Below are 10,806 nucleotides of genomic sequence, written 5' to 3' on the forward strand. Positions count from 1 at the left end.
GCCAGAGCTGTGGACTGGCGGCCACATTGCGCTACGAAGGCGAACATGGCAGCCACCGCATCCGCGATGTGGGCAGCCTTCATCAAAAATCGGCTCAGGAACTGGCCGGCTGGCTGGAATCGGACAACCCGCTGGAAGCCAGTCTGGGGCTGGCGGCATTGAATTCGCTGCTGCCCCCGCCTGCGGCTGCATTGCTGACCGAAATCAACGCTTTTGACCTGCTGCAACAAATGGCTGCGGGTAAAACCATCGTCATGGTCGGCCACTTTCCGCAGGTTGATAAACTGCGTCAGGGCGGGGCGCGCGTGCTGGTGCTGGAAAAACAGCCACACGGCAGCGATTTGCCCGCCGAAGCCGCCCCGGACGTAGTCCCGCTGGCGGACATTCTCGCAATTACCGCCACCACCCTCATTAACCACACCCTGGAAGACTTGCTGGGCTGGCGCAATCCGAAGGCGCTGGTCATGCTGTTGGGGCCGAGCACACCGCTTACCCCACTCCTGTTTGATTTTGGCGTTCATCTGCTCTCCGGCACGCAAATTGTGGATGAGGAAGCCGCTCTGCTCACCATTCAGCAGGGAGCTGCCTTCCCGCAGGTCAAAGGCACCCGTCTGGTCACCATGAGCCGACTTCCGCGCTGAAATCCGAAAATTTTCGCAACTTTTTTGATACCTCCCTCGTAAATACTCTATGGAGGTAGTTAACCATGCAAACCAAACGTTTATTTCGTAGTCGTCAGGAAAGAATGCTGGGCGGTGTTTGTGGCGGCCTGGCAGAATATTTAGGACTGGATCCCACTGTCGTACGGTTGGTGTTCCTGCTGTTGTTTTTCCTCGGTGGTCAGGGGCTGCTGGTTTACCTGATCATGTGGCTGATCGTCCCCGAAGAGCCGCTCTAAAAACTTTCCAAATGGCTGTGGCGCTCAATACATCCTGCCACAGCCATCTAACTCAAAGGCAGGTGTACGGATGAATCAGAAAGCATACCGTTCTTTATTCTGGCCCATTTTGTTGATTGGCGTTGGGCTCATCTGGCTGCTGAGCAACCTCGGTGTTATTCCACGGGAGAACTTTGCCATGTTGAGCAGCCTGTGGCCGTTGATTTTAATTGTCATCGGGCTGGATTTACTGTTCGGGCGTCAATCCCCACTGCTGGGAGCTGTGGTTGGGTTGGTTGCGGTCGGCATCGCTGTTGTCGTGCTGATTGCCGGCCCGGCTTTAGGGCTTTCTACCGCTGGAATTTTGCGCCACGAGTCGCTCCGCGAACCGCTGAGTGAGACAACCCAGGCCGAAATCACCCTCAATTTGAGCAGCCAGCCCGCCCGCATCTATCCGCTGAGCAATTCCACCAATCTTTTCGAGGCGGAAATTGATTATTTTGGTGAATTGCGTTTCACTTCAAGCGGCACCCGGCTGCGCCGCATTCGGCTGGAACGCTTCCAGCCAAATCCGTCCGTCAGTTTCTCCCCCGACCCCACCGCCCGCTGGGAGATCGGCTTGACCCCTCAAATTCCACTCGCCTTAAGGATTGACGCATCCTCCGGTTCGGTTGATCTCAACCTTGCCGGCCTGCAATTGACTGATTTACAGATAGACCAGGCCTCCGGCAGAATGGAGATCGAACTACCCGAAAACAGCACAGCCTATACCGCGCGCATCGAAGGCGGTTCGGGCAGTCTGCAAATCAACCTGCCCCGCGAGGCCAACCTGACCTTGCGGCTGGATGGCAAAAGCGGGGCAATCCGCATTGCTGCTCCTCCCGAACTTCCTTTAAGGGTGGAAATCCGCGACTCTGGTTCGGGGAATGTCTCCCTGCCCGACTGGTTGCAGCGCATCTCCGGACGGGACAAAGAGGGCGTGTGGGAAAGCGCGTCCTATTCCAGCGCGGCTCAGCGTGTACTCATCATTTGTGAAGATTTAGGTTCGGGCTCATTCACCGTTCGCTGAGAATGAATCTGCGCCTGATCAAAGACGGCTGGATATCCATAGAACACGCCAGCCGTCTTTGATTTAACATCAATTCGGGATAAATCATTTTTACATCAATTTTCGAGTCTCGTCCCCCTCCCGCCTCCCCCAAAATCGCAGGCGCGATTTTGGGGGAGGTGCAGGCATATGCGCTAACTTAAGCTAAAAAGAGAACCTCTTTGGTAAGATATAGGTCGACACCACCCATCTATAACCAAAGAGGTTCACATGGAGTTTACCACAATTGACAGCAGGAAATGCAAACGAAATCGAGAAGGTGGCGCATGTCAGCAAGATGAGGGAATAGCCGAAAGCTGGAAGAAATTCCAACAAAAATGGGAAATAGACCTGGAAGGCACGGCACGAGCAAGCAAAGCCATTCAACGTAAAAGGGAAATTCGCAGCGCGGAAGACCTGCTGCGATTGATTGTGTGGTATGCCATGAATGACTGGTCGTTGCGGCTGACAGCGCTTTGGGCTGCATTGACCAATATTGGGTATCTTTCGGACGTAGCCGTTTTGAAACGGCTGCGCCACAGCGTTGAATGGCTTGGGAAACTGATTGGGATGCTGTTGCAAAGGCGTCTATCGGACTTGCAAAGCCTGCCGGGTGTGCGAATGCGGGTGGTGGATGCGACCACAATTAGCATCCCCGGCAGCAGTGGGACAGGCTGGCGGATACACCTCAGTTTTGACCTGGGGAATTTTTGTCTGGATGGCGTTGAGATCAGCGATAAATACGGGGGTGAGAGCCTGGCACGCTTTGAAGCGCGGGACAATGAAATCTGGATTGCCGATGCGGGGTATGCCTTTGCTTCCGGTATGGCGCCGGTCTTGGACAAAGGCGCGAAGCTGATTGTGCGCATCAACTGGCGGAATGTGCCGGTCATTGCGCCTGACGGACAGCGCTTGAAGGTGATTGATTGGCTTAGAACCGTGACCGATTTGTCAGAGCGCAGCGTTTGGATGAAGATGCCGTCTGGCTGGTTTGCATTTCGTCTGATTGCTGCACCCCTTCCACCCGAAAAAGCGGAGTCAGCCAGACGTCGAGTTCGCCTGGCTTATCAGCGTAAAAAGAAACCGCTCAATCCAGATACTCTCTTTGCGGCCGGGTTTGTACTGTTATTGACCAACTTGCCCGTTGAAGATTGGTCGGCAAGAAAGGTGCTGGCTCTTTATCGCATGCGTTGGCAAATCGAAGTGTACATCAAACGGCTCAAAAGTGTGCTCAATTTTGACCTTTTGCGGGCTAAAGATGCCCGCCTGGCTCAAACCTATCTGCTCGCCAAAATTCTGATTGCGCTTATCACTGATCAGTTCATCGCCTATCCGGTCAACCAATTCCCCGATTGGTTTGCTTGTCTCGATCGCCCCGTTAGTCCGCAACGTCTCACGATGTTATTCAGAGAAACCCTGCGCCAGATCATGACTCGCTTCAATGTTTCTTCTTTGCAAACCTCTTTTCCTCGCTTAAGACGTTATCTTTGCGACCCCCCGCGCCGCCGTCTTCAACATTCTGCCTGGGGTAGAGCTCTTGCACTCCATTCCTCATTCCATGATTTCTGCCCTTAAGTTAGCGCATATGGGAGGTGCAGGTGGGGGTGATTGGTATTGCCTGCAAGGTTTTGATCTTATCCCGAGCTCACGTTGATTTAAGTGGGTTTCTTTTTTTTCAAAAGCAATCGGGATTACTTTCGACCAGAGGCTGAGCCGATGGCCTTCCTGTGAGATAATGGGGAAAACATCTCATCCGACGGAGTAAGGTCAGAAATGCGTTTTCTGGAAAATGCCATCCTGATTTTGTTGTTGTTCTCCCTGGCGTGGACATTTTTACCTCCTCAGCGCCGTTCGCGCCTTATCCTTTACCTGCCATTCCTGGTCAGTCTGCTGGTCATTTTGCACCTCATCATCGAGGGTTCCCGCTGGCAGATGATCCCGGCTTACCTGTTGACTCTGGCACTGCTGGCCAATAACATCCGCCTGCTGCGTTCACCTGCCAGCCGTTCAACCCATCAGCCGGTCTGGTTACGACTGGGGCTGGTATTCGGCGGATTGCTGCTGTTTTTGCTGGTTTCGCAGCTGCCGACCCTCATCCCGGTTTTCAGCCTGCCGCAGCCGGGCGGCGGCTTTGCCGTGGGGGTCAGCCAGCTGGTGCTGACGGATACCCAACGTGCAGAAATCTTCACCAGCCAGCCGGATGACCAGCGGCAGGTGCCCCTGATGATTTGGTACCCCGCCGAAGTCAGTCCGGCAGACCGGCCCACAACTTACTGGCTGAACCAGCCCCAAATCAGCCGTCAACTGACCGCAATGCTGGGGCTGCCTTTCTTTTTGCTGGATCACCTTTCGCTGGTGCAGACTCATGCCGTTTTGGATGCTCCCGCGGTCAGCGGACAGCCGCCTTTTCCGGTAATTCTGTATTCACACGGTTATCGGCTGGGATATTTACAGCAGAATACTTCCCTGATGGAAACCCTGGCAAGCCACGGTTATGTGGTGATCAGCGTAGGGCATCCGTTTCAGGCAGCCGCAGTGCCGGACAAGAGCGGCGGTTTAATGCGTTTTGCCAGCGAAACCGCCCCCCGCTTTTCTCAAGATGCCAATTTTCGGGATAAAAGCCTGACCATCTGGACGGATGACTTGCGCTTCGTCCTCAACCATCTGCCCGAATTTCAATCGGGAAGCCTGCTGCCACAACTGAGCGGAAAACTGGACGTTGAACGGGTAGGAGTGGGTGGAATGTCGTTTGGTGGTTCGGCTGCCAGCCGATTGTGCCTGCAGGAAAGCCGCTGCGACGCTTTACTAACCCTTGACAGCCCGCAGTATGAGCCGGTACTCTCCCAGTCTCTGCAGCAGCCGGCGCTGTTCTTTGCCGCACAGGAAAGTGAATATGTGCGTGAAGAGGTCTTTCAACAGGTGAACGCACCCGCCTACCTGCTCACCATTCAGGGTAGCGCCCACTACGACTTTACCGACCTCACCCTGGTTTCACCGCTTAACGCTGCCCTGGGCTTTTCCGGGGGAATTAACGGCGGTCAAATGGTGCGCATCCTCAACCAGTACAGTCTGGCTTTCTTTAACCGCCATCTGAAAAACCTGCCTGCCCCGCTGCTGGACAGCCCCTCAGCCGATTACCCGGAAGTGAACATTACTGCCCGCAACTGGCCCTGAACCGCCTCCGGCAGGGGCAGCCGCTCCATCGCGGCTTCCAGCACCGGCTGGAAAATGCCGCGCTCACTGCGGTCAAAGATGAATTGGGCATGGGTTTTCAGCGGGGGATGAGCATTGGCAGGCGCGCAGGCCAGATCAGCCATATCCAGCATGGTGAAGTCGTTTTCACCATCCCCAACCGTGATGAGCGGCACATCCTCCACGCCCAGCGCCGGCAGCAGCGCATTCAAACCGGTGGCTTTGGTCACACCCTTGGGGGTCATTTCGTACAGGTCACCCAGACTGGAGTTACCCTCCAAAGGCAAAGAACGGAGGGTTTCTTCCAGTTCTTTCAAAACCTCAGGTTGATCGGAAATACACAGCAACTTGCTGAAAACCGGCAATGCCTCACCCGGCTGCCATGCCAGTGGCCGGTAGCCGTAATAAATGGCACGCGGTCCGCCGTAAGGCGAGGTGCGAATCAGCCATTCGCGCCCTTCGCCCTGCGCCACCACTGCCAGATCCTGCGGAAAGGCCAGCACACGCTGCACCAGTTCAGCGGCAATGCCCGGCTCAAAGGCAAAATGACGGTGTACCCGCTGCCCCGGCAGATACACCAGCGCGCCGTTGTGCAGCACGAGGGGATAAGGAACAGGCTCACTTTCTCCAATCAAACCGTTGATGGTCAAAGGCAGGCGCATACCGGTCAGAGAACGGCCGGTGGCAAAGATGACGGTCAGCGGTAAATCCTGTTTCAAAAACGCCACATCCAGCGGATGAAAACGGTTATCGGCAAACAACATGGTGCCGTCCATATCCACGGCAATCACCAGTTTCGTTAACTTCATGCTCTCCATAAACTCCACACCAGCTACCTTTCCAGCGTCAGCTCGGGGCAAATCCTTTTCATCTCCACTTTCACATTTTCGGCCCCCTCCTGCGCCTCCCCCAAACATCGCTGGAGCGATGTTTGGGGGAGGTGGGAGGGGGTAATTTCGCTACTCGTCAGGTTTTGCCCTTAAGCCGAACTCACATTTTCTAACCAAAACAGCCCAATTATTGCCCGAAAACAGGAAAAATACAAGGGAATCACTCGATTTTATCGGGCAGATGAACATTCGTTCAGCAGACAGAACGGGTCCATACTCTGAAATGCACCGCTGACCCGCCACATGCAGTAGGCAGCCATCTCCTCACTGCTGGCAGAGGGGTCATAGTGTGCCATGGGGGTAAAAATCATTTCTGCCGGGCCAAGTCGCACTTCCAGATGCAAATGCGGCGCCAGCGCATTCCCGGAATCGCCAATTGCGCCGACCACCTGGCCGCACTTAATTTCCCCTCCCACCGCGAAGGCCGGCGCAGATTGCAGATGGGCATACAACAAATACAACGAGCGCGGGCGGGATTGCCAGTCCGACGGCAACGGATAAGGCGGACAGCTCAGGGCCAGCGGGCGAATGGTTTCAGGGGGGAACTCCGGCAATTCCAACCGGGCAACCAGCAGGGGGTCAAGCTCAGACAGAGCGGTTTCCACAATCAGCAGATTGCCGTAGGGGAAACGCCCGGGCGTTATCCCTGCTACCCGCCCGCTCAAAACCGCCTGAACGCTCATCCCGCTGCGCGCAATCCGATCCTTCTGGTCGAAATCAGCCAGGTCCACACCGTAATGAGGATCATCACTGCCCGGCGGGGGTGGGTGATAGGGATTGGAAACCTGTCCTGCCAGTTGTTCCAAATCATAACCGGCCAGCGGAGAGCAAACCTGAGGAAGGGACAACACCGTCGGGGTTAAAACAGGGGGCAGCGGAGTCAGAGTGGGAACGGTGGTTAACGTCGGTGTTGCGGAGGGATGCGGGGAGGGTGGGGCCGGCTCAACATCTCGCGGCGGATCACTCACCGAACAGGCGGTCAACAACCACGCCCAAAATATTGCCCATCCCATCCAGCGTTTCAAGCAGCGCATGGGTAAATTGTACCCGTTAACCAGCAGCCAAATGGCTAATCTGCTTCCGCTTTTTTCCGGCATGGGGTATCATGTTTAAGCAACAAACTCCGCCCATGAATACCCTGTTGAACACCAAAAACCGGAATGAAAGACGACATCTTTAACGACCTTTCGATCAATCAGCGCATCTATGAAATTGTGCGCCGGATTCCACCCGGCCGGGTAGCCAGTTACGGACAAATTGCCCGCATGGTTGGCGGCGGAGTCGGCCCGCGTCAGGTCGGTTATGCGCTGGCAGCGCTCAAAGCCGGCACGGATGTACCCTGGCAGCGGGTCATCAACGCCAAAGGGCGCATCAGCCTGCCCGGTATCGGCGGGGCCATTCAACGGCAGTTGCTGCTCGAAGAAGGCGTGCAGTTCGATGAAAACGACAGCGTGAATTTTGAACGCTTCGGCTGGAACGGCAACGGAGAGCTGCCCCATCCCGCTCAAGGTTAAGCCAGCATGGTTGACTTGAAACAAGCCATCCTGCCGTATTATTTGCGGCTCAACCGTTTCAGCCGCGGGACAATTGAAATCATCCGTGTCACCCTCAAAAACTTTACGCTGGCGCGCGGCAGTGAAGCGGCTGCCAGTCTGGCGTATTATGCCCTTTTTTCGTTATTCCCCCTCCTGCTGATCCTCATTTCGGTGGCCGGTTTTATCCTCAAGCGGGAAGATGCCTATCAGGCAGTGCTGACGCTGGTCTTTCAGGCCCTGCCCAACGCCGAACCGCTCATCGAACGCAATTTACAGGTCATTCTCAGTCGGCGCGGCACAATCGGCGTTATCGGTCTTTTGGGAGCGTTCTGGTCAGCCTCCGGTTTCTTCAATACACTGGTGCGCAACATCAACCACGCCTGGCTCAACCTCAAGCCGCGCGATGTCATCCGCACCCGATTGCTGGCGTTGGGTATGATCGGTATGATCATCCTGCTGCTGGTGCTTTCGCTGCTCTCCACGGCAGTATTCAACCTGATTCGCATTTTTGATCAGGTTTTTCTCAACGGCGATCATCTGGAAAATACGGTCATCTACCCCTATCTGCGTGTGCTCATCCCGGCCTTCTTCACCTTTCTGATGTTCCTGATCATCTACCGCTGGATTCCGAATACCAAAGTGCGCTGGCGGGCCTGTATGTGGGGCTCCTTGTGGACAAGTGTTGCCTGGGAACTGGCAAAATTTGGTTTCAGTGCGTATTTATCCAGCGGCCTGGCGCAATATGAGATTTTATACGGCTCGCTCGGCACCGTCCTGGCGCTGATGTTCTACATCTACCTGTCCTGCACCATCATCCTGCTGGGTGCTCATCTGACCGCCACGATTGACCAGCGTAAACCACGCCGCACCCTCCATCCCTCCACAGAAAGTCAACAAACAGAAACAGCCGCATAAGAGCGGCTGTCTGAAGTTTTTCCAATGTCGGCTAAATTTTAGCGGTTGGCCCGAAACCGGCTTTCCACAAAATCCCAGTTGACAATCGTCCAGAAGGCTTTGACGTAATCCGGCCGGCGGTTCTGATAATGCAGATAGTAAGCATGTTCCCACACATCCAGACCCAGCAGCGGGATGTGACCGTCCATGTAGGGACTGTCCTGATTGGCAGTGGAGTAAACCTGCAGCTTCTTCTCACCATCCAACACCAGCCATGCCCAGCCCGAGCCAAAGCGAGTCACAGCGGCGTTACTGAATTTTTCCACGAAGGCATCATATGAGCCGAAGGTGGCATCAATGGCTTTGGCAATTTCACCAACCGGTGTCTTGCTGCCGCCGGGGGCAATCCAATCCCAGAAGAGGGTATGGTTGAGGTGCCCGCCGCCGTTGTTGCGCACGGCGGTGCGGATATTCTCCGGCACTTCGTTGATGCGGCGCAAAATCTCTTCAATGGGATGGTCAAACCATTCCGGCGCGCTCTCCAAGGCTTTGTTCAGGTTGGCGACATACGCGCCATGATGCTTGTCATGGTGAATTTCCATGGTGCGGGCATCAATGGCAGGCTCCAGAGCATTGAAGGCGTATTTCAGGGGAGGCAGTTCGAATACTTTTGCCATATTTCTATTTCCTTTCTTTTTTTGTACTTTTTTGTTGATATCCCCACCCGTTCGGGGTATTTATTTATATTATTATGATAATAATACTACGATTTCGAAGCGAAGTCAATTGAGATTGTAGAAGATTCATATCGAGTTCGTACAGGCGGGGGATGTTCCCCATCACCCGCCTATGAGCAGGCATCACCCTTAAATCAGAAGCCGCCCGACTCAACCGCCGGGCGGCAAATTATCCATCACACCACAAAACAACCCGATGGAGAGTGGTTAAGTCAGGTTGACTGCTACGCGCATGTCGCGAGCGGTGCGCTCGACCCGCACGACCTTGCCGTGTACCACCATCGAGTCGCGCCCTTCCAGATGGGGAATGGAAAGGGCAATTTCAGCGCCCAGCGGCAGGTTGACATGCCGGTCGGTGGAGAGCAAAATCCCAACCGCGCTGACATTGATGGTCTTTCCACTGGCGCGGATGGGATCAACGATTAAAACCGGGCGTTCCCAAACGATGCGGTTAGCCCGACGGGTATTGGTGGATTGGGGGGATAAGCGGTCTTGCATTTTAATCTCCGGGTAGGTCTCATTCGGTAATCTGCTACCCAAATAATAGCATATTCCGTGCCAGAATAAAAGTAGAGTTCCCTGTCTGTTATTTTTTTTATTCTCTTCCCCTTTCCCGCCTATGCTATAATCTTTCTTCGCAAACCCTTATGCAGCCTAACCGCAACCGCATTGCTCTGTTTTTCAGCCTGCTGGCCGTAATTGCCGGCATTGTTCTGATCGTCTGGCTCGTCCCGCGACTCAGCACACTCTTCAGCAGCCAGCGCCCGGCCGGTCAGGTAGGCTATGATTCCAGTACGGTGCGCGCCGAGGTACTGGAAATCCTCGAAACCGGTCAAATCACCCTCGGCGAACGCCCCCAGCGCTATCAGGTCTTCACCGCCCGCGTTTTAGAAGGCAATTTTGCCGGTCAAATTGTCGAAATCGAGTACGGTTTGCAACAAATCCGCCCGAATGATGCCGATGTTCGCCCCGGCGAACAGGTGTTAATCTCGGTCGGTGTACGACCGGATGGACAAATTGTTGCTTTCTTCACCGACTTCATCCGCATCGGCAGCATTCTACAGCTTTTTCTAATTTTTGTCCTGTTCAGCGTCCTGATTGGTGGCTGGAAAGGGCTGCGCGGACTGCTGGGGATTGCCCTCAGCCTGATTGTGATTGTTGCCTACATCATCCCCCAGATTCTGGCGGGTAAAAACCCGGTGCTGGTCAGCATCATCGGCTCGTTCGGCTTTCTGGCCGTTTCCCTTTACATCGTCTATGGCTGGACGCTGAAGACGCACGCGGCGGTGCTGGGTATGTTGATTGCACTGGTCATCACCGGCGCACTGGCCTGGGTTTCGATCAATTTCACCCGTCTGAGCGGTTTTGGCGATGAAAATGTGATGTTTCTTGCTCAAATGACCGCCACGCCGATTGACATGCGCGGCTTGCTGTTGGGAGGGATGATCATCGGAGCGCTGGGGGTGCTGGACGATCTGGTCATCAGCCAGTCCTCGGCTGTGTTTGAACTGCACGGGGCAAATCCGGCCTTGAGCCTGGGCTTTCTCTACCGCCGGGCAATGAACATTGGGCGTGATCATGTTGCCGCCACGGT

General features: G+C 54.9%; 12 protein-coding genes. 8 read left to right on the top strand and 4 right to left on the bottom strand.

Going from position 1 to position 10,806, the window contains the following annotated elements:
- The 5 genes from VAE48_RS15625 to VAE48_RS15645 form a co-directional block, all read left to right on the top strand.
- A partial coding sequence (locus tag VAE48_RS15625; RefSeq protein ID WP_322794266.1) for a DUF364 domain-containing protein occupies positions 1 to 641 on the top strand: 641 nt, incomplete at its 5' end.
- A gap of 65 nt (positions 642 to 706) precedes the next feature.
- On the top strand, positions 707 to 898 hold the full coding sequence (locus tag VAE48_RS15630) for a PspC domain-containing protein (RefSeq protein WP_322794267.1): 192 nt from the start codon (positions 707 to 709) through the stop codon (positions 896 to 898).
- Positions 899 to 968: 70 nt separating this feature from the next.
- Positions 969 to 1,946, top strand: coding sequence for a LiaI-LiaF-like domain-containing protein (locus tag VAE48_RS15635; RefSeq protein ID WP_322794268.1), 978 nt, complete (start codon positions 969 to 971; stop codon positions 1,944 to 1,946).
- A gap of 249 nt (positions 1,947 to 2,195) precedes the next feature.
- A complete protein-coding gene (locus VAE48_RS15640) occupies positions 2,196 to 3,539 on the top strand; it encodes a transposase (RefSeq protein ID WP_322794269.1) in 1,344 nt (447 codons plus the stop codon).
- 198 nt (positions 3,540 to 3,737) lie between these two features.
- Positions 3,738 to 5,138: a hypothetical protein gene (locus VAE48_RS15645; protein WP_322794270.1), complete on the top strand. Its 1,401-nt coding sequence runs from the start codon at positions 3,738 to 3,740 to the stop codon at positions 5,136 to 5,138.
- Here VAE48_RS15645 and VAE48_RS15650 read toward each other — a convergent pair.
- Together VAE48_RS15650 and VAE48_RS15655 are read right to left on the bottom strand one after the other, a co-directional pair.
- Entirely contained in the window at positions 5,099 to 5,965 is an 867-nt protein-coding gene (locus VAE48_RS15650) for an HAD family hydrolase (protein ID WP_322794271.1), read from the bottom strand. The genes VAE48_RS15645 and VAE48_RS15650 overlap by 40 nt on opposite strands.
- 251 nt (positions 5,966 to 6,216) lie before the next feature.
- Positions 6,217 to 7,143, bottom strand: a complete 927-nt coding sequence (locus VAE48_RS15655; protein WP_322794272.1) for a M23 family metallopeptidase — start codon at positions 7,141 to 7,143, stop codon at positions 6,217 to 6,219.
- 63 nt (positions 7,144 to 7,206) lie between these two features.
- Between VAE48_RS15655 and VAE48_RS15660 the strand changes: the two genes are divergently transcribed.
- Both VAE48_RS15660 and VAE48_RS15665 read left to right on the top strand, forming a co-directional pair.
- Complete coding sequence (locus VAE48_RS15660) at positions 7,207 to 7,560, top strand: MGMT family protein (RefSeq protein ID WP_322794273.1); 354 nt, start codon at positions 7,207 to 7,209, stop codon at positions 7,558 to 7,560.
- A 6-nt stretch (positions 7,561 to 7,566) separates the two neighbouring features.
- On the top strand, positions 7,567 to 8,496 hold the full coding sequence (locus VAE48_RS15665; RefSeq protein WP_322794274.1) for a YihY/virulence factor BrkB family protein: 930 nt from the start codon (positions 7,567 to 7,569) through the stop codon (positions 8,494 to 8,496).
- 38 nt (positions 8,497 to 8,534) lie between these two features.
- Here VAE48_RS15665 and VAE48_RS15670 read toward each other — a convergent pair whose 3' ends face one another.
- Both VAE48_RS15670 and VAE48_RS15675 read right to left on the bottom strand, forming a co-directional pair.
- A complete protein-coding gene (locus tag VAE48_RS15670) occupies positions 8,535 to 9,152 on the bottom strand; it encodes a superoxide dismutase (protein WP_322794275.1) in 618 nt (205 codons plus the stop codon).
- A 267-nt stretch (positions 9,153 to 9,419) separates the two neighbouring features.
- Positions 9,420 to 9,710: a PilZ domain-containing protein gene (locus VAE48_RS15675; RefSeq protein ID WP_322794276.1), complete on the bottom strand. Its 291-nt coding sequence runs from the start codon at positions 9,708 to 9,710 to the stop codon at positions 9,420 to 9,422.
- Between the two features lie 149 nt (positions 9,711 to 9,859).
- Between VAE48_RS15675 and VAE48_RS15680 the strand changes: the two genes are divergently transcribed.
- A partial coding sequence (locus VAE48_RS15680; protein ID WP_322794277.1) for a YibE/F family protein occupies positions 9,860 to 10,806 on the top strand: 947 nt, incomplete at its 3' end.

The organism is Bellilinea sp. (genome assembly GCF_034432615.1).
Classification (GTDB): Bacteria; Chloroflexota; Anaerolineae; order Anaerolineales; family Anaerolineaceae; genus Bellilinea.

Coding starts and splice junctions, on each gene's coding strand:
- VAE48_RS15630 (WP_322794267.1), top strand. CDS start 707: ATGCAAACCAAACGTTTATTTCGTAGTCGTCAGGAAAGAATGCTGGGC.
- VAE48_RS15635 (WP_322794268.1), top strand. CDS start 969: ATGAATCAGAAAGCATACCGTTCTTTATTCTGGCCCATTTTGTTGATT.
- VAE48_RS15640 (WP_322794269.1), top strand. CDS start 2,196: ATGGAGTTTACCACAATTGACAGCAGGAAATGCAAACGAAATCGAGAA.
- VAE48_RS15645 (WP_322794270.1), top strand. CDS start 3,738: ATGCGTTTTCTGGAAAATGCCATCCTGATTTTGTTGTTGTTCTCCCTG.
- VAE48_RS15650 (WP_322794271.1), bottom strand. CDS start 5,965: ATGAAGTTAACGAAACTGGTGATTGCCGTGGATATGGACGGCACCATG.
- VAE48_RS15655 (WP_322794272.1), bottom strand. CDS start 7,143: ATGCCGGAAAAAAGCGGAAGCAGATTAGCCATTTGGCTGCTGGTTAAC.
- VAE48_RS15660 (WP_322794273.1), top strand. CDS start 7,207: ATGAAAGACGACATCTTTAACGACCTTTCGATCAATCAGCGCATCTAT.
- VAE48_RS15665 (WP_322794274.1), top strand. CDS start 7,567: ATGGTTGACTTGAAACAAGCCATCCTGCCGTATTATTTGCGGCTCAAC.
- VAE48_RS15670 (WP_322794275.1), bottom strand. CDS start 9,152: ATGGCAAAAGTATTCGAACTGCCTCCCCTGAAATACGCCTTCAATGCT.
- VAE48_RS15675 (WP_322794276.1), bottom strand. CDS start 9,710: ATGCAAGACCGCTTATCCCCCCAATCCACCAATACCCGTCGGGCTAAC.